Origin of the sequence: Haloferax marinisediminis, from assembly GCF_009674585.1 — an archaeon.
In the GTDB taxonomy this organism is placed as follows: Archaea; Halobacteriota; Halobacteria; order Halobacteriales; family Haloferacaceae; genus Haloferax; species Haloferax marinisediminis.
The window spans coordinates 1,299,620-1,317,464 of the sequence record NZ_WKJP01000001.1 but is presented as its reverse complement, the minus strand read 5'-3'; the positions used below and the strand labels follow the sequence as shown (position 1 = coordinate 1,317,464).

19 protein-coding genes and 2 pseudogenes are annotated in these 17,845 nt (G+C 62.0%); 11 read left to right on the top strand and 10 right to left on the bottom strand.

Annotated elements, in window-relative coordinates; all coding sequences use genetic code 11:
- Positions 1 to 69: 69 nt before the first annotated feature.
- Positions 70 to 741 carry a DUF998 domain-containing protein gene (locus GJR98_RS06805; protein WP_151136758.1) on the bottom strand — a complete coding sequence of 224 codons (672 nt, stop codon included), beginning with the start codon at positions 739 to 741 and terminating at the stop codon, positions 70 to 72.
- Positions 742 to 854: 113 nt separating this feature from the next.
- On the bottom strand, positions 855 to 1,247 hold the full coding sequence (locus GJR98_RS06800; RefSeq protein ID WP_151136756.1) for a hypothetical protein: 393 nt from the start codon (positions 1,245 to 1,247) through the stop codon (positions 855 to 857).
- A gap of 185 nt (positions 1,248 to 1,432) precedes the next feature.
- Here GJR98_RS06800 and GJR98_RS06795 point away from each other — a divergent pair, with 185 nt between their 5' ends.
- From GJR98_RS06795 to GJR98_RS06780, 4 genes and pseudogenes are all read left to right on the top strand, one after another.
- The gene (locus GJR98_RS06795; RefSeq protein WP_151136754.1) at positions 1,433 to 1,909 is read left to right on the top strand and encodes a DUF6194 family protein; all 477 of its coding nucleotides are present in this window, start codon (positions 1,433 to 1,435) and stop codon (positions 1,907 to 1,909) included.
- A 121-nt stretch (positions 1,910 to 2,030) separates the two neighbouring features.
- A complete protein-coding gene (locus tag GJR98_RS06790; protein ID WP_151136752.1) occupies positions 2,031 to 3,320 on the top strand; it encodes an MFS transporter in 1,290 nt (429 codons plus the stop codon).
- An 83-nt stretch (positions 3,321 to 3,403) separates the two neighbouring features.
- A complete protein-coding gene (locus GJR98_RS06785; RefSeq protein ID WP_151136750.1) occupies positions 3,404 to 4,045 on the top strand; it encodes a GNAT family N-acetyltransferase in 642 nt (213 codons plus the stop codon).
- A pseudogene (locus GJR98_RS06780) lies at positions 4,038 to 4,678 on the top strand (GNAT family N-acetyltransferase). The gene GJR98_RS06785 and the pseudogene GJR98_RS06780 overlap by 8 nt, the downstream one beginning before the upstream one ends.
- A gap of 9 nt (positions 4,679 to 4,687) precedes the next feature.
- Here the strand turns inward: GJR98_RS06780 and GJR98_RS06775 are convergent.
- A complete protein-coding gene (locus GJR98_RS06775) occupies positions 4,688 to 5,860 on the bottom strand; it encodes a metal-dependent hydrolase family protein (RefSeq protein WP_151136748.1) in 1,173 nt (390 codons plus the stop codon).
- A gap of 133 nt (positions 5,861 to 5,993) precedes the next feature.
- Between GJR98_RS06775 and GJR98_RS06770 the strand changes: the two genes are divergently transcribed.
- The gene (locus GJR98_RS06770; RefSeq protein ID WP_151136746.1) at positions 5,994 to 6,575 is read left to right on the top strand and encodes a transporter; all 582 of its coding nucleotides are present in this window, start codon (positions 5,994 to 5,996) and stop codon (positions 6,573 to 6,575) included.
- Between the two features lie 52 nt (positions 6,576 to 6,627).
- Here the strand turns inward: GJR98_RS06770 and GJR98_RS06765 are convergent, their stop codons facing one another.
- Positions 6,628 to 7,149 (bottom strand): GNAT family N-acetyltransferase, encoded by a 522-nt coding sequence (locus GJR98_RS06765; protein ID WP_151136744.1) that lies wholly within the window; start codon positions 7,147 to 7,149, stop codon positions 6,628 to 6,630.
- A 90-nt stretch (positions 7,150 to 7,239) separates the two neighbouring features.
- Positions 7,240 to 7,878 carry a metal-dependent hydrolase gene (locus tag GJR98_RS06760; protein WP_151136742.1) on the bottom strand — a complete coding sequence of 213 codons (639 nt, stop codon included), beginning with the start codon at positions 7,876 to 7,878 and terminating at the stop codon, positions 7,240 to 7,242.
- A 229-nt stretch (positions 7,879 to 8,107) separates the two neighbouring features.
- On the opposite strand from GJR98_RS06760, the gene GJR98_RS06755 reads away from it, so the two are divergent.
- Both GJR98_RS06755 and GJR98_RS06750 read left to right on the top strand, forming a co-directional pair.
- Positions 8,108 to 8,815 (top strand): helix-turn-helix domain-containing protein, encoded by a 708-nt coding sequence (locus GJR98_RS06755; RefSeq protein WP_151136740.1) that lies wholly within the window; start codon positions 8,108 to 8,110, stop codon positions 8,813 to 8,815.
- Positions 8,816 to 8,916: 101 nt separating this feature from the next.
- Entirely contained in the window at positions 8,917 to 9,219 is a 303-nt protein-coding gene (locus GJR98_RS06750) for a DUF5789 family protein (protein WP_151136738.1), read from the top strand.
- Between the two features lie 88 nt (positions 9,220 to 9,307).
- Here the strand turns inward: GJR98_RS06750 and hmgB are convergent, their stop codons facing one another.
- Complete coding sequence (hmgB, locus tag GJR98_RS06745) at positions 9,308 to 10,645, bottom strand: hydroxymethylglutaryl-CoA synthase (protein WP_151136736.1); 1,338 nt, start codon at positions 10,643 to 10,645, stop codon at positions 9,308 to 9,310.
- A gap of 115 nt (positions 10,646 to 10,760) precedes the next feature.
- Positions 10,761 to 11,195: a type IV pilin gene (locus GJR98_RS06740; protein WP_151136733.1), complete on the bottom strand. Its 435-nt coding sequence runs from the start codon at positions 11,193 to 11,195 to the stop codon at positions 10,761 to 10,763.
- Between the two features lie 90 nt (positions 11,196 to 11,285).
- On the opposite strand from GJR98_RS06740, the gene GJR98_RS06735 reads away from it, so the two are divergent.
- On the top strand, positions 11,286 to 12,923 hold the full coding sequence (locus GJR98_RS06735) for an Ig-like domain-containing protein (protein WP_151136731.1): 1,638 nt from the start codon (positions 11,286 to 11,288) through the stop codon (positions 12,921 to 12,923).
- 89 nt (positions 12,924 to 13,012) lie between these two features.
- Here GJR98_RS06735 and GJR98_RS06730 read toward each other — a convergent pair whose 3' ends face one another.
- The 3 genes from GJR98_RS06730 to GJR98_RS06720 form a co-directional block, all read right to left on the bottom strand.
- Entirely contained in the window at positions 13,013 to 13,600 is a 588-nt protein-coding gene (locus tag GJR98_RS06730; protein WP_151136729.1) for a DUF2150 family protein, read from the bottom strand.
- 129 nt (positions 13,601 to 13,729) lie between these two features.
- Positions 13,730 to 14,578, bottom strand: a complete 849-nt coding sequence (locus GJR98_RS06725) for a TatD family hydrolase (RefSeq protein ID WP_151136727.1) — start codon at positions 14,576 to 14,578, stop codon at positions 13,730 to 13,732.
- A 102-nt stretch (positions 14,579 to 14,680) separates the two neighbouring features.
- The gene (locus GJR98_RS06720) at positions 14,681 to 15,160 is read right to left on the bottom strand and encodes an NYN domain-containing protein (RefSeq protein WP_151136725.1); all 480 of its coding nucleotides are present in this window, start codon (positions 15,158 to 15,160) and stop codon (positions 14,681 to 14,683) included.
- 220 nt (positions 15,161 to 15,380) lie between these two features.
- Here GJR98_RS06720 and GJR98_RS06715 point away from each other — a divergent pair.
- The 3 genes and pseudogenes from GJR98_RS06715 to GJR98_RS06705 all read left to right on the top strand — a co-directional run.
- Positions 15,381 to 15,677 (top strand): annotated as a pseudogene (locus tag GJR98_RS06715) (twin-arginine translocation signal domain-containing protein); the annotation flags it as partial.
- 230 nt (positions 15,678 to 15,907) lie between these two features.
- Entirely contained in the window at positions 15,908 to 17,203 is a 1,296-nt protein-coding gene (locus GJR98_RS06710; RefSeq protein ID WP_151136721.1) for an ATP-grasp domain-containing protein, read from the top strand.
- A 354-nt stretch (positions 17,204 to 17,557) separates the two neighbouring features.
- Entirely contained in the window at positions 17,558 to 17,815 is a 258-nt protein-coding gene (locus tag GJR98_RS06705) for a hypothetical protein (protein WP_151136719.1), read from the top strand.
- Positions 17,816 to 17,845 lie beyond the last annotated feature (30 nt).

Sequence of the window (17,845 nt, the reverse complement as noted above, 5' to 3'; positions counted from 1 at the left end):
TAGTGGAGTGGTCTACACCGGGCCGTACGTACGCCCGAGTGGGCGAGCAGTCGGTGGAGGGTCCGACCTTCAGTCGGCGCCAGCGGTGGGTGCGTCAGTGGAGACACCTCGTCTACCGGGCGTCGCCATGAGGTAGCCACCGAAGGCGACGAGCCACATCATCGGTGGGTAGACGATCATGCGCTCGGTGCCGCCGTGGCCGATTACGCCGAAGGCTGCCGCGTTACCGCTGTCACCGACAATCATGAGCGCGACGAAGACGAGGCCGACGACACCCGCGAGTATCGAGACGGCCTTCATCGCACCGTCGAGTCGTGTCGCGGTGCCGAGCGCCTGCAGGTTGAAGAACAGGAACGCGAGCAGCGCACCGAGACTGTGGAGGTCGGAGGTTCCGAGCGGGAAGAGTCCCGCGACGATGGCACCGAGTCCGGCGATTCCGAACAACGCAAGGAGCCAGCGGGTGCCGTGGGTTCGGTAGAACGCGTAGCCACCGAGTAGATTGAACACCCCGACGACGACGAGCGAGACGTTGAACAGTAACGCCGTCTCGGGGAAGACGCCGAGGTCGCTGATGGCCGCGGTGTTGAAGTTGTAGCCGGGAACCATCGCGGCGGCGAGCATAATTACCGTCATGAACTGTGCTGCAAGGGTGAAAAAGAGAACACCAGCCAGTGTTCGTCCGTCACCGAGCCTCTCTCGAACTGCGCCAACAGGGACCGTTTCGCGCTGCATCTGAGTCATCGCTAGTCACCACGTGAACAATTCATTGCGGCGATAAAAGCCGTAGTCGACAGTTCTTCACTTACGAGAACCGTCGCAAAGTGCCACGAGAACACCCGTCACGCCACTTCCGCTCACCACGAGGCGCGACTCGTCTTCTGTCGGACGTCCATCAGTGCCCATCCGAGGACGACCACCGTCGTGAACGCCAGTCCAGAAAACACCATCATGGCAGCAATCTCTCCGAGTTGGGCGTAGTAGCCCGCGCTGTTGATGACGGTGTAGAGCAGCATCCCGAACGCGACGAGGCTGAGTGGACGTGCCCAATCTGTCTGTCGAACGAGGCCGATTCCTGCACCGAGGAGTGCAACCGCTGTCAACCCCTCTGCGACGAGATGCGTGAACATCGAAAATGGCTCTGTTCGTAACGCTCCAACTTGCTCTGTTTGCACGAGTACGACCCACAGTCCGAGTATCGAGACTCCGACGACGAGTGCGTACACTGCAACGACCCTCTCCCAGTTCATCCCATCCTCCCCGTACCTAGACGCGCCAAAAAGACAAGTAGTTCACATGTGATTCTCAGGCTGTGAGATACGGTGTCATGGGTCGTCGTACCTGCGCCGATTCTCCGATGGACACGAGCGTGGCGACACCACACGCGACGTGTCACCGCAGGAATGTTAACGCTCTCAGAGCGCGTTGACTGGGTGTGAATCCAACGGACTTCCTCAGATACGTCGAAGAACGGTACGACGACGTGGTCCTCGACGACGCATGGGGCGAACAGGGTCTCTTCTACAACCCCGGCGGACGACTCCCTCGCGGGACGTACTTCGTGACTGTCAAAGACCGCGACAGCGAGAACGACTCCGCATCACACCTCTATCGTGATGACGTCTGGCGCGTGAATTTCGGTGTGAGCGAGGCCACCTACCGACGGTTGTTCGGCGCGCGCCCAGAACGCCCGCCGAAGGGCGATGTCGTCGACACTGGACACGATTTCACGACTGTCGACGAACTACTGCCTCACCCTGTCTACGGGTGGGCCGGATGGGTTAGCGTCGTCTCACCGTCCGAAACGACTGTCGAGACGGTGCTTCGGCCGCTTCTCGACGAGGCGTACGACCGCGCGGGTGCGCAGTTCGCAAAGCGGGTTGCGTCCGCGAGCGTGAACAACAGTCAGTGAGTGCTGCGTCGCGAGCACCAGCACGCTTCGTGCACAGTCTCTGAGTGAGGTACGCTGTCGTGCATAGTAATGTGATTATCGAGCACTATTAGTACGCTGGTCTCAGACCTTCCCATACTCGATGGGACGCTACACACACGGAATTCGTGAGAATTGGCAGCAGTTCGTCCTCCAGTTGGTGACGGTTTTCGCCGTCGGGTTGACGATTGGGTCGGAACGGAACGTCGTTCCTATCCTCGGACGAGACGTGCTCGGCGTGGAATCGGTGCTCGTCATCGGGTCGTTCGTGATGAGTTTCGGGTTCGTCAAGGCACTGCTCAACCTCTACGGCGGGAAGTGGGCCGAGACGTACGGTAGAAAGCCGATTCTCGTGGCAGGATGGCTGGTCGCACTCCCGATTCCACTCGTTCTCATCTACGCACCGAACTGGTGGTGGGTGACGGTCGGAAACGTCCTCCTCGGCGTCAATCAGGGACTCGCGTGGAGTATGAGCGTCAACGCAAAAATCGACCTCGCGGGGAGTGAGCGCCGTGGACTCGCAGTCGGCCTCGACGAAGCGTTCGGCTACGGCGGAGTTGCCGTCGGGTCGTGGGTCACGGGTATCATCGCCGGACAGTACGGCCTTCGCCCCGCCCCGTTCGTCTTTCTCGTGGGCGTCGTTCTTCTCGGTCTCGTCGTCTCGGTGTTCTTCGTCGACGAGACCTTGCCGTACGCAGAAGCGGAGGCCGACGCGTCCGACACTGGCGACGAACAGGACGCGAACCTCCCGTTCGTGGACGTATTGAAACGAGCGACGTGGGGTGACAAGACGTTGTTCGCGGCCGCGCAGGCCGGAAGCGTCGAGAAGTTCGTGGATGCGCTCGTCTGGATTGCCTACCCACTGTACCTCACGTCCGCGGGACTGTCGGTCGTGGAAGTCGGCGGTGTCGTTGGTGTGTACGGCGGCGTCTGGGGTGTCCTCCAACTGTACACCGGAAAACTCGCCGACGACATCGGTCGCCGTCCACCTGTCGTCGCTGGAATGTTCCTCGCCGGCGCAGGTGTCCTCGCGACGACGTTCGTCTCGGGCTATCTCGCGTGGATGGCGACCGCTGGTCTCACGGGTATCGGCATGGCACTCTTGTACCCGAACCTCATCACTGTCGTCGGCGACGCCGCACATCCGACGTGGCGTGCGACCGGACTCGGCGTCTACCGGATGTGGCGCGACGCTGGCTACGGGTTCGGAGCAATCATCATCGGCCTCGCCGCCGACCTCGCCTCGGTCCAGATGGCGTTCTACGTAACCGCCGCTGCGATGTTCGTCTCCGGAGGCATCGCACTCCTCTGGATGCGCGAGACCCATCCCGAATTCGGTGACTACGTGACCGCTGTCGGTTCGACGCGGGGAAGTCCGCAAGGAGACGACTGAGCTCTCTCGGGGTCTTGCGCCGTGTGTTGACATATGTCAGTATTCGGTAAGCTTATCAATTCGCTCTGAGTGCGCTCTGTTCTATGTTCCCCGACGAAATTGTCACCCCACGGCTGCGGCTTCGTGCCCTGTCGCGGGAGGTCGTCGACCCGTTGGAAGCGTACGACTACTTCGCCGCCTCACGGTCGAACACTATCGAAGAGGAGACGGAGTACGTCACGTGGAACCCCCACGAGACGCCGAAAGAGGCGTTCGACTTCTTCAAAAAGGCCGAAGAACAGCACGCAGCCGCCGAGAATGCCATCTACGCCATCTTCCCCCGTGAGGGAGAAGACGGTGCAGGCGAGTTCGCCGGCACGGCCGGTTTCAAGCCAGAGTGGGACAATCGCCGTGCCATCTACGGCATGTGGCTCAGAAAGAAGTTCTGGGGTCGTGGCTACTCGGGCGAGCGCGCTGCGGCCTTCTTCGCGGCGGTGTTCGACCTGTTAGACCTCGACGTCGCCCTCGCGTACGCCATTCCGGAGAACGACGCCTCGTGTCGCGCAATCTCGAAGTACACCGAACGATTCGGTGGACAGGAAGACGGGACGTTCCGCAACGAGGTGGTCGACGCCGACGGCACCCCCCGTGACGTTCGCGCGTGGTCTGTGACCCACGCCCAGTGGTCCGACGCCACTGGGGGCGAGTACGATGCCGAATTCCGCTGGGAGGACGACGATGAGTGACCTCTATCCAGAAGTCGTCGAAACCGAACGCCTTCGACTGGTTTCAGCAACTCCAGCGCATATCGACACGTACGACGCCTACGACATCTGCTCGAAGCCGTACATGGACGACGTGACCCAGTTCATGCCATGGTCGCGTCACGAGACGCCGAAAGTGACGTTGGACTTCCTGGACGACTGTGCGTCGAAGTGGACCGACGCGGAGAGTGCCCAGTTTGGAATCTTCCCACGTGAGGGCGAAGGCGACGCGGGTGAACTCGCTGGCTTCGGCGGCCTCCACACCGAATGGGACCGCCGAGTCGGTCGACTCGGACTCTGGCTTCGTCCCGGTACTGGGGCCGCGGCTACTCGGGTGAGCGCGCGAGAGCACTCGTCGCACTGGCCTTCGACGTCCTCGACTTAGAGGTCGTCGAGGTCCAACACGCCGTGGCGAACGAGAACTCACAGCGAGCCATCGAGAACTACATGGACTCGCTCGGCGGCCGACGCGACGGCCGAAAACGAAACAGTCTGTCGACCGGCGACGAGATTGCAGACCAGTACGTATACAGCGTCTCACGCGAGGAGTGGCTCGACGCGACGGACGGCGAGTACGACGCCGAGTTCTACTGGGACGCGAGCGACGTCATCTGAGTTGGAGACTCAGTTTTCCGGGAGCGACCCAGAGACGACACGGCCACCTTTCAGCACCGCCGTCGGGTCGTTTAGCACCGTGAGGTCCACCAGCGGGTCGTCGTCGAAGACGAGTAGGTCGGCGTAGGCACCGGGTTCGACGACGCCGCAGTCGTCCAAGCCGATTGCTTCTGCGGCCGTCTCGGTCATCGCCCGAATCGCGTCGATGGGTTCCATGCCGTGTTGCGCCATGAACTGAATCTCGGACGCGTTGCCGCCGTGGTAGTTGAACGGCGTCCCGGCGTCGGTCCCACCCGCGATGGTGACACCCGCTTCGACCGCCATGCGGAACGATTCGAGGTGCTGGTCGTAGACGAATTCGACTTTCGACACGTCTTCGTTCGTCGCCGCCTCGGTGTTGCGGGAGATGTGGTACGGTGCCGAGAGCGTCGGCACGAGCGTCACGTCGTGGTCGAGAAAGAGGTCGATAGCCTCGTCGTCGAGGAACGTCCCGTGTTCGACCGTATCTACGCCCGCTCTGATGGCGGCTTTTACTCCCTCAGCGCCGTGGGCGTGGGTTGCCGTGTGGACGCCGCGACGATGTGCCTCGTCGACGAGTGCGTGGAGTTCGTCGTCGGTGAAGGCGACGGCACCGGGGTCGCTACCGGGCGTCGTCACCCCACCGGTGGTCATGAACTTGATGAAGTCTGCACCGCGTTTGACCTGTTCTCGGACTGCTTTTCGGGCGTCGTCGGCACCGTCGACCTCGCGGCCCATGTGGTGGCCGTGGCCGCCGGTAATCGTAATCGACCGGCAGTTCGCAATCATCCGTGGACCGGGGACATCACCTGTCTCGATAGCACGTTTGAGAACCACGTCGATGTCGCGAGCGCCCATCGCACGGACACCTGTGATGCCCGCTTCGAGCGTCTTCCGAGCGTTTCGTGCCTCGACGAGCGTGAGTTCTGGGGTGGAGAGGCCGACGACGTCCTCGACGCTCCGCTCTCCGGACAACGAGAAGTGAACGTGCGCGTCCACTAACCCGGGTGTGACTGTCTTCCCGGACAGGTCGACCACTCGTTCGGCGTCTCGGGGGGCGAGGTCACCGACCGAGACGATTCGGCCCGTCTCGGGGTCGGTCCGCACGTCCGTCTCTTCGGTGACGTGCCCGCCCTGTATCACACGGGCACTTCGGAGTAGCATGGCCTTCGGTATCGCCCCACAGGACTTGAACGTGCCCCTCTTTCGTCGCCGAGGAACCGTGCATGCGCACTACTATCGTTCCACACGGTGGCCACGAGATATTTATCGGAAACGGACAATCGCTCCCGACACGATGTCAGTGGCAACTGAATCGGTCTCCGAATCGTCACACACACCACTCCGAACCGCCGGCCTCGGAGCAATCGCAGGTCTCGGTGCTGCCCTCCTCGCGTACCTGACGACCTACCTCGCCACGTCGACCACCATCGAGAACTCGACAGCGAGTCAGGTGCTCGAAGCCCTCGGCTCGGACCTCGCGACGTGGAAAGTCGTCGGGTGGGTGTTTCTGAACGCTCACGGCGCGACGACGACGTTCCCGGGACTCTTCGGGACCACCTCGTCGACCAACCTCATCGAGAACGTGGGTGCGTTCTCTCCGGCACTGTACGCGGTTCCCATCGTCGCGTTGCTCGCGGCAGGTGCCGCAGTGACTGTCGCCAGCGGCCACTCGTCGGTGAAATCTGGCGCAATCGCTGGCGCGACGACGGCACTCGGGTACATGCCCGTCGCGCTCGCGGGTATCGCACTGTTCGCCGTCTCGATTGGAGACGCCGTCGCTCGTCCGGACCCGGTGACTGCCGCGCTCCTCGCCGGAGGGGTGTATCCCCTCGCACTGGGTACTGCCGGCGGGGCGCTCACCGCAGCACTCCGATAACGTCGGTTGCTGAGGCGTCAGAACCGTCGTCGTGAGGCGTGCAGACGCTCGCTCAGAGGTCGCGCGCGACGAGTTCTCCCCAGTGGTCGAACCCGTATCGGTCGTAGAACGCCTGCGCTCGGTCGTTGGCCTCGTCGACGTCGAGGACAATCCGGTCGAGTGGGAGGTCCTGTGACCGTGCGTGGTCGAGAACCGCCTGCATGAGGTCGTCGGCGACGCCGCTCCCTCGGTACTCGGGCGCGAGGTATATCTCGTTGAGCACCGCCGCGTCCCAGATGAACGTCATCCCTTCGGGGAGCGCGAAGGCGTATCCGACGAGGTCGCTCGTCCCGTCGTCTGCCGTCGCTTCCGCGACGACGACACACCCGGGGTCGTCGGTCGAACAGCGCTCGACCCACGAGAGATATCGCGTTCGGTAGTCGTCGGTGAGTTTCGCTTCGTATTTCGAGAGTTTGTCGTCCCCACCAGTTCCCTCACCGAGACCGAGTTCGAATCCGCGCTTGAGTTCCCAGAACGCCTCGGCGTCCGCCGGGTCGTACGGCCGAACCTCGACGCCAGCAGGTGTCTCGCTCATGAGAGGCCGTGCGCCGCCATCGGTTATGAACCCTCGGAGTCGTGGGAGGCCCGGAGTTGTAGGGATTGCCTCTGTCGTGACCGTGTGGGTTCAGTTTCGCGGAGACCACAGTCGGTCTGCGAGGAGTCGCCCGCCAACGACAGTCGTGCCGAGGACGACGAGCATGAGTTCGAGACCCGACGAGGCGAGCGGTGCGATTCGCTCGACGTTCTCGGGTTCGGCACCCGGTGAGGGGTCGACCACGGTGCTGTAGTGGAGCGTCTGTGTCGTCGGCGGTGCGGACTCCGGTCGAAGTTCGACGAACGTCTGGACGAACCCGCGCGTACTCGACCAGAGGGCTTCCCCGTTGATGGCGTAGAAGGCGTCGTGGAAGGGGTAGAAGGCGTTCACGCCGTTCGTAAAGAGGTCCGGCATGATGCCGCCACCGAGGAGTGCAGCGAGTGCGACCCACGCGACGACGACGCCACGGGTCCCCCACTGCTCACGAATCACCGACTGTTCTCGGAGACGGGTGTCGTAGAGGACGACTGCAGCGAGCACGAGCGGTAACAAGAGCGTGTGGAGGAGCGACCGATGACTCCCGGGGATGACCGTGCTGGTGAAGGTGTCGAGGTCGGGAACCGCTGCCGCCGCGAGCACGACGAAAATCGCCCGGGAATCGAACCAGCGACCGAGGAGGGCAGCGCCGAGGAGTCCGCCGACGGCGACGTGAACGAGGGTCGATGGCATACCCCACAGTCACCATCGGATGAACTTGAGGTTTTGTGTGGGGTTCACTCGCTTCGTTCGTTCTCCCCGCCGTGTCCCACTCACTTCGTTCGCGGGACTCCCGTCGGGTTCGTTCACGTCTGCCCTGCCAAGTTCGTCAAGCGACGACTTCCCCTTTCGACACTCTTTTGCGGTGCACTCTCGCACGTTATCGCATGTCTCACTCCCCCGTCGTATGGAGGTGCGGCCGATGACCGCGGCACCCCGCGACGACCTCGCCCGCCGCATCGCGGGAGAGATTACGCTCTCTGACGACCCCGGTGCGACGCTCCGAAAGTGGCGCACTGACTTCGATATCTCGCAGACAGCACTCGCCGAGCAGCTCGACGTCTCCTCGTCAGTCGTCTCGGACTACGAGAGTGGCCGTCGTGAGAGTCCGGGTATCGGCGTCATCCGTCGGATGGTCGAAGCCCTGCTGGACATCGACGAGGCCCGCGGCGGCAGTCGAATCCGCCAGTATGCTCGCGTCCTCTCCGCAGGGTTCGAAAGCGATATCGTCCAGGACCTCCGCGAGTATCCGACCTCCATCCCGCTGGATACGTTCTACGACGCCATCGGCGCGACCAAAATCGTCGACGGCGACCAGGACCGAATCAGCGGCCACACCGTCATCAACAGTATTCAGGCGATTACACGCCTCTCGTCGGAGGAGTTCTACCGCCTCTACGGCCAATCGACGAGTCGTGCGCTCGTATTCACAGACGTCACCCGTGGTGAGTCTCCACTCGTCGCCATGCGTGTCGTCACTCCGACGCCGAACGCCGTCGTCCTCCATGGACTCACGGAAGACGAACTCTGGGAACACGCGCCCTCGCTCGCGACTATCGACGGGTTCGGTCTCGCGGTGACGAACCGCGACTTAGAAGAGATGCTCGAAGACCTGCGAAAACTCCCGTAACGCCACCCCACGATTGGTGGTGGGCCTGCTTCGCTTCGAGAGTCGTGAGTGTCTTCGAGAGTGCGAAAAAAGCCGAAACGCTCTCGCGTGCTACTGCCAGTATGGAATCCCACGCACTCTCCGCGTTCCTCGCCGACGAGTTGACCTACCCAATCGACGTCGAGGGCGTGGTCGAACACGTCGGCGACGTCGAAGTCGACGCCCCGGATGCCGATAACTCCGAGACGATAGCGACCATCCTCACACCGCTTGGCACGGCGACGTTCGAGTCCGCTGACGACCTGTATACGACGATTATCGGGAACCTGAGCGACGACTACATCGGTCGGAAGTTCTACGACGACCGTGGCGCAGACCCCGCGGAATCGTGGCGGATACTCCCTGACCAAGCGGTGTCGTTTTGAGGGCTGAAGAACGGAGCGAGTCGGCCGTAATCGTCACCGAAGAATCGTACTGGTGACCAATCGAGTGAGTGAACTCGCTACTCGACGTCTATTCGACGTACTCGTAGCGGCGCTCGTTCATCCGGCCCCAGCCAGTGAAGACGAACTCGGCTTCGGGTTGGGTGAACTCCTCGACTTCGATCTCCTTCTCGTGGTTGTGCACGTCGTGGATGAGTTCGTAGTCGTCGAACGAAATCTCGGTTCGGTCGGCGAGTTGGGAGTCGACGTCGACGGCCTCGATCTCGTCGAGCCACGTCTCCTGGACCGTCTCGGCGTGAATCTCGGCCTGTGCGCCAGAGCCGTAGGAGCCGACGAGGAGCTTCTTGCCGGTCATCTCTTTACCTTCCTCGGCGGCGGCGATGAGCGCCGACAGGCGAGCGATGTGGACGGAACCGGTGTACCAGTTGCCGACGCGGCTGGAGATGTCGAGCGTCGGTTCGATGACGCGGCCGTACCAGTCGCGGTACTGCTCGGTCGTCTTCAGGTCGTCCATGTAGGCGCGGATGGCCTCCTCGTAGTCGTCCCACGTCTCGAAGTCGGCTTCGCGGGGCTGGCGGCCGATTTCGTCCGCGAGTTCGTCTTCGATTTCCGTGTCGCGGCTCATGTGACGGAAGCCGAGGAGTGCGGCCTTGCGGACCATTCCGGGGAACGGCGTGTGGAACGGGATGTACTCGAAGTCGTCGGGGTGGGTTCGACCGGCGACGCTCTCGTAATCTTCGAGCGCCTCACGCATGCGAGCGAGATAGACCTGCATGGAGCGCTTGCCGTCGACCGACGGGAACTGCTGGTTCGGCTTGAGGAAGTCCGTCTCGTCCATGCTGCCGTAGCCCTGTTCGGTCGAGAGTTCGACGAGGTCGGGGTCTTCGTCGATGAGCATCGCGACGGCACCGGCACCCTGCGTCGCCTCACCCGGGTCACCGCGTTCGTAGAGTGCGGTGTCGGTCGCGATGACGAGCGCTGCACGACCACGGTTACGTCCGGCCTTGATCCAGTTGTACGCGTCGTCGAGGCTCTGGGTCCCGGCGATACACGCGAACTTGCGCTCGCCTTTGTTGGCGTGGCGGAAGTCGCCGTCGTACACCTGTTCGAGACAGCCAGCGATGTACGTCGACACCGGCTTGGAGTTGTCGAATGCGGACTCCGTCGCCACGTCGATTCGGCCGATGTCCTCTGGTTTGAGCCCCTTTCGGTCCATCAGGGACTTGGCGGCATTCGCGCCCATCGTGACGATGTCCTCGTACACGTCGGGGAACGACGAGGTGTAGAGTCCGAGGCCCTTGGTGTACTTCTCGGGGTCTTCACCCTTCACCGGCGCGAAGGTGTTGGGGAGGTCTAAAACGAGTTTGCCCGTCCGAATCTCGATGGCGTCGATGCCCACGGAAGTCATGGATGATTCTTCAGAGTGGGGGCATATGGTTTTGTCGATAGGGCGTTACGCTGATTGTCGATATCTTCGCACCGAACCGAGTTCGCCCCGCGTTACTCGGGGTACTGGTCGTCAGTCACGCCGAGTCGGCCGACCGTTGCTTCGTCACGAGAACAGTCCCAGAGGGTTCGTGAACGACCACGACGCGGACTTCGTCGCTCGGGCCAAACGGGTCCGGCCCCGGAGGCGTCCACCGGTCACCTGCGACGAGTACTGTCGTCGAAGAGACAGCCACACCGTTCACTCTCCCCGATTCGAGTGCGTACGTGGTAGACGACCCATTTCGACTGACGACGATATTCAGGTCACTCACGTCGAGTGGGTCGCCGCCACGGTGAACCACGGTGAAGTTCGACGGAGTGAGTTCGACCGCGGTGTCGACCGTTGGCGACGGTGTCTGTTCCCCGAACAGACTCGCGATAGCGAACGACCCACCGACCGAGACGGAGAGAACGACGAGGCTAACGAGGAGAATCGTTCCGACCAGTTCAGACTGCGCGCGGTCCTGCACAGGAGAGACTCACCGAGACTGTACAAAAGTCTACGCGGCGTGAGAGTCACGGCAATAGACCTATACGCTTCCACGCGGTTGACCTCGCCAATGGAGTTTCTCGACAGTGAACGAGGGCAAGCCGTTCAGGTGGGAGCTATCCTCCTGTTCGGGTTCCTCGTCATCGGCCTGTCGCTCTATCAGGCGACGGTCGTCCCGCAGGAGACGAAATCGACGGAGTTCGAGGCGTACCTCGACGCCTCGGACGACCTCGTCTCACTGCACAACGACCTTCTCACGGGTGCGACCAAAGACGTCCAGTCGGGGACCGTAGTACAGACCGGTGTTCGGTACCGCCCCCGGACGTTGTTCGTAAACCCCGGGCCGCCGACAGGGGGACTCTCGCTGTCCGATGCACGGACGGTTTCTATCACGGGCGCGGACGCTGTCGACGGTGAAGCGGCATCAGTCCAGACTGTGTGGAACGGAAGCCAACGCACTTATCAGAGCAAAGTGCTCCGGTACTCGCCAGCCTACAACGAGTTCGACGCCGAGTCGGTGTCGCTGACGGGGGTCTCGGTCCAGCGGGAGGCCGGTGCGAACGTCGTCCCACTCGGTGGGCAGACGTTCATCTCGGGGAACCGCATCACCGTCGTCGCACTCGACGGGCGGATCGGACAAACAGGTGTCCAGACGCCGCTGACGGTGACACCCATCTCGTCGTCCGCCGAGACGGTGACGGTGACCAACACGACTGGCGAGGACATCGAAATCACCCTTCCAGTTGGGAGCAATGCGACGGCGTGGAACCGGTCAGTGACGGCAGACCGAATGAGAGAAAACGCCCGTGTCGTGTCGATTACAGACCTCGATACCGGTGACGACCCGACGAACAGTCTCGTTCGTGTCACCCTCGATGGCTCGTACACGTACGAACTCCGTCTCGCGAAGGTCGAACTGTCGTCGTCGTCGGCCACACCGACAACCGCGCCGCCAGAAGCCGAATATCTCGTTCCGGCGACGACCAGCGTCGTGGCGTCGCCCGGAGAGACGTCGACGGTCGCCGTCGAAGCGCGCGACGGGTACAACAACCCCGTCGAAGGCGAGTCCATCGAGTTCGAAGTTACCGGTGATGCGACGCCGAAGAGTCAGACCGTCACGACCACCGACGAAGGGCTCGCGACGTTCGACTTCACCGTCGACAGCGACGCGACGGAGCGTGTCACCATCGAAGCGTCGAGCGACTTCGACGGGAGTGGGGACATCGAGTCCACCGAAGAAGTGACCTACACGATTCCGGTCGTGAACGGCAGCGGTGGCAGTGGTAGTGGAAGCGGGTCGGGAGGCGATGGTTCGACGGGTGAAATCAACCCGCCGAACAACGAAAAGGGAGACGTCATCCTCGAAGACACGAGTTCACCAGCGAAAGACACCGTCGAGATTCGACTGAACAACACGGGAGACCAACGCACCATCACCAGTTTCCGCGTGTCGTTCTACTACCCAGACCAGGGAGACCCGATTGCCGATACGGCGACGTTCAACGGGTCTGACCCACAGCCAATCGGCGGCCTGCAACACGAGTTGGGCGCGAACAATGTCCAACTGGACACCGGCACGCCGACACCCGTCACACTCGTCTTCAACAGCGACAACAAGCCGATGGGCGTGACGGAGGACTTCTTCATCGTCACCGTCAGATTCGACACCGGCGAATCGTCGACGTACTTCGTGGCCGTTCCGAAGTAGTCACTCGCCGGCCGTGTTCGAGTTCGAAGATGGTCGGCACACTCGCTCTGCGACGGAAAACGGAGAATCGAGTGAGGTGGTGGCCGAGTTTAGTCTTCTTCTTCGACGACTTCGGGTTCCGAGAGCCCACTCTGGAGACTCTCGATACCGTCGACCCACTCCGTGACGAGACCGAACTCGATGTCGTCGAGCACGGAGATGTCGAGTTCTTCGCCTGCGACGACGTTCGTCCCCATCTGGACGATGTAGCCGAGCGCGGCGTCGAGGTCGTCGGCGGCTTCGGCGTCTGCGGCGGCGAGGACGTACGCCTCCAGCTCGTCTTCGAGTTCAGCGGGACCGGCGATGAGGTACTCTTCGGCCGTGAAGAAGGCACAGGTGAGGCTCGTCTGGACGCTTCCGATGAGAATCTCGCCCTCTTCGTTCTCGGTCTCGAACTCGGCTTCCGCCATGACGATGTCGTGGACGGTCGCGAGTTCGTCGAGTGCTTCCTCCTGATCGAGCGTGCCGTCGTCGTACGCGGCCAGAATCTTCGCGAGCGCGATGGCTGCGTCGTTCTGGATGTTCATCAGGAGGCGTCCGGTCTCTTCGCTTTCGAGGTCCAGGTCCTCTTCTTCGACGCGTGTCAACCAGTTCTGCCAGCGTTCCGGGGAGTAGTATCGTTCCTCGGCCTCGGTCATACCTACATCCTCCCGTGCCGGACTCAAATGCCTTTCTTATCCGATGGCAAGGCGTGCGACACAGAGGCGTGCCGCGCGACAACACAGAAATCGAGGCGCTATCGCGGTCCGAGCAGGTGTCAGATGCCCTCAGCGGTCGAGTGTCGCTTCGGTGTCGATGTCGTAGACGAGGCTGGGCGTCTCGACGTGCGCATTCCGGACTGCTGCGTCGTACCCCTCGTCGAGCAGCCAGTCGACACGGCGGGGAACCGTCTTCGGACCCATCACCGCGCCGGGTCGGTCGGGGTCGTCGATGAAGTCCGTCTCCATCAAGAACGGGTCACCACGCTCGGCGGCAACTTCGAGGCGGTCTCTGTCGCTCATCACGCTCGGCGTCCCGCCGACGAGGTGGCCTTGCGCGTAGTGTTTCACGACGCGTTCACGGGGAACCCCGCGTTCGTCGGCCCACGACGCGACGTCCGAGAGGTCTGTCGTCGACTCCGTGTGGAGTTGGAGTGCGCAGTCGCAGTCGGCGGCGAGTTCGAGTCCGTGTTTGAGCACGTCGTTCGACGCCTCCCAGACGGCGTCGGAGACGTCGTAGTGCGGTCGCCCGGACTTGAGCGCGAGCGCGTCGCCGGCGCGGACGAACTCGGCGGCCGTGTCGAGACCGGCGCACATCAGGTCCCGGGCGTCTTCGGCGTCGTACCCTCGGTCGTCGACGAGCTTCGAGACGAGTCCGGGATGGACGCCGAGGACGGGCCACGCCTGTCCGTCGAGAATCGCAGATGCCTCACGGACGACGTCGACCGTGGTCTCGAAGACGGGGCGAAAGTCCTCGCCTGTCTCGACTTCGTGTCCCAAGAGCCACGATGGCTTGTTCACGACGAGGAGGTGGGTTCCCCCACTTCGGACGAAGTCCTTGACTGCCTCGACCCCACGGCCGTGGTCCGGGTCGAGGTGGAGGTGGTTGTCCAGCACCGGCGTGTCGAACTCCTGCATGGTCGTGTGGTCGACCGGCCGGGAAAAAAGCGAACCGTTCGTGAGTCGCCACCGGTGTCGATGTCCGTGCTCGTGTGGGCGTGAGCAGCGAGAGACGACCGCTCAGTTGTCGCGCTCGTCGGCCAGTTCGTCGAGCGTGACCGCGTGGGTCGCCGCGTTCTGGAGCGCGTCTGACCGACCGTAACTTCCGGGTGCGATGGCGACGGTTCGGAGACCGTACTCGTTGGCCGTCTCCAGTGCGGGTTTGAAGTCGGTGTCGCGGGAGGCGATGGCGATGACTTCAGCGCGCCCTTCGACGGCGTAGCGTGTGAGGTCGACGGCGAGTTTCACGTCTACGTCGCCGCTCGTGATGATGACCTCGAAGCCGCGCGCTTCGGCCGCCTGAATCAGTCCCGGTGTGGCGTGTTCGTCGAGGTACAGTCGTGTCGCACTCATCTGTCCACCGAGCGCTCGTGCCGCTTCACGGATGTCGTCTAAGTCGACGTCGAACTCGTCGCGAAGGACGTTCGGTCCGTCGACGAAGAGGGCGACTCGACCCGACGGTGCCTCGTCGGAACCGAACAACCGCCGCAGGAGGTCCATACAACTCCTCGCCCGGTTTCGTGTTTATAAATTTCGAGGTCACTCGTGGGCCGTCGGTTCGTCGTCTCAAGACAGTGATGACTCGATTCTCCCCGCCGTTCGCTTGGAGATTTGTTCGTATTTCCACGCTTGGGCTGAGTTTCTTCCCACAGATTTGGTGAAATGTGGATTTCAGTTACGATAACAGCTATAGAGATACTCTTCTGAGTTGTGGGTGCCTATGACAGGCACCCCAGCGTTCGACAGACGGGCCTTCCTGAAGCCCTCCACCACTGCAGGTATCACAGGAGTGGCCGGCCTGACGACGGCGACACCGGGCAGGACACCGGGACCGAAAGAGAACGAGGTTCTCGTCGGCGTCTCGAAGACTGCGGGCAGTCCACGTCAGGTGGTCGAACAACAGGTCCCAACGAACGTGCGAGTCGTTCACGAGAACGAGACGCTCGGCGGCGCCGCGGTCGCGTTCGCAGAGCGCAATGCAACCCACAGTGCACTCTACACGACGAACGACGCGCAACGACGAGTACCGGTCGTGGTCGACCGATAGCACCGAGCAAATCGTCGTCGACAACCCAGACACATCCGAGGACCTCACACCCCGACACCCCCGGCAAACAACACCGTCATACCGACCGATTCTTCATGAGCACGTCGGGGTTCGGTCTCGTATCTTCGTCAGCACGACAAACATTCTCGTTCCCCTAGACATCTCGATGTGCTGATACTACCTGGTCACGTATGTGGGGTATGACTGGGGGAGACGCGACAATCACGGTGGGTATTCTTGGCTTTCACGACAGCAGAGAGACGAAGGCGCTCAGCAACGCGGTCTCCGAACTAGGGCACGAAGCGTACTGGCTCCACGAAGAGGCAGTCGGTATAGAGGTCTCGTCTGAAGGAGTCCGCCTCGAACCGGACGTCGACGTCGTAATCAACCGACTCTTGCTCTCGAAGTCGACGACACCGCTCGAAGACCTCTCGATTGCGAGTTGCTACGCAGCAGTTCGGCCCGTCCTCAACGATCCACGTAACGTCCTCTTTGCAGTCCACAAGCACGCGACAGCGGCCCGACTCGCAGCGGCAGGTGTCCCAATTCCGCACACGTATCTCGCCACGAGTGATGCCAAGTTGAACGAAGCACGCGTCAAGTTCGGGTCACCAGTGGTCTACAAGACGGCCATCGGAACCAACGGGGGCGGGACGTGGCTCGTGGACCACGACCGACCGCTTTCCGCGACCGTCGACGACCGGCGAGCGTTCATTCAGGAGTACCTCAGCGAGACAGAGGACCACCGTGACCTCAGAGTCTACATCGTCGGCGACGAAATCGTCGGGGCGATGTACCGATACGCGCCAGCAGGAGACTGGCGAACCAACGTCGCACTCGGTGGTGACGTCGTCGATGCGACGGACGAACTCTCTCAACAGGCAGCGGGTGCGGCCCTCCGCGCAACACGTGCGCTCGGACTCGACTTCGCTGGTGTCGACCTCATCGAGAGCCCCGACGGATGGGTCGTGCTCGAGGTCAATCCGACTGCAGGGTTCCGTGGACTCTACCGCGCGACAGGGACCTCGCCCGCTGCTGCGATTGCTCGACTCGCAATCGAGCGAGCAGGTGGGAGTGTCAACGAGGCTGACGTGGAACGACTCACTCACCAACTCGATGGGACGCCACCCGAAGATGCGCCATCCTCGGTTCGGGACGAACGTGTGCCAGTCGTCGGCTATTCAGAGCGAGTCACAGTCACTGGAATCAGTGGCTCGAAGGCGGTTCTCGCGCACATCGACACTGCTGCCGACACGACACGAATCGACCCCGAACTGGCGATAGAAATCGGTGCCGAACCACCGTCTGTCCTCTCTGGTGACGCGGCACCGCGCGTCGATATCGTCGTCGAACTTGCCGGAGACCGACGGACCGTGACAGCCGTTCTCGACGACGATGTCGAGCCAGATACTCCACTTCGAATTGGACGTGACGTCCTCAGAAACTACTACGTCGACGTTCGGCGGCGTGTCAAGGGCGAATCAGTAGATAAGTAGCCCTTGCTATATCAGGCCAGTTCGTTATCCGAATAGGAGGCGTCCAGTCATAATGCGCTCGGCCCACTGCAGGGATTGGTCATACAGCACGTGGTCGGTGCCACTTCTCAGGGCACAACCGTCGTCTCACTGACGATGGTTCGACACCACGGCACGTCCCACGCCAGTATGAACTGCTGGCGCATGACCTTCCGTTGCAACCGTGGGACGGGCCGTTTTGAAAACTACTACCGACGGGCGTGGGGGAATGCCGCGTCGTAGTCTCGTTAGTCTAGTATGAAACTGTTCATAAGTTTATAATGATTTATCGGCCAGACCGCCGGTTTTATGCCACATTCTCACATATTATCGAGCATGGTGGAAATGGTAACTAAAAGTGGTGGGAAAACGTTCACAATCGTGAACGAGGTAAATGACCATGGGGCGGCGACCCTCCGGGACGAAAACGGGTCTACGTATCACGTCACATCCTACGACAACCGAGCCCTTCGTGACTACCTCGCAAGCCATCACAGTGGCGACCGGGTTCGGATGGACATCGAACGTGCGGGTGTCCGCGCGAACGTCTGGCAAGTCTCAGCGCTCTACCCGGGCGTCGAAGGGCAAGCCTGACTACGTCGAAACAAAAAGGACAGGTCGAAA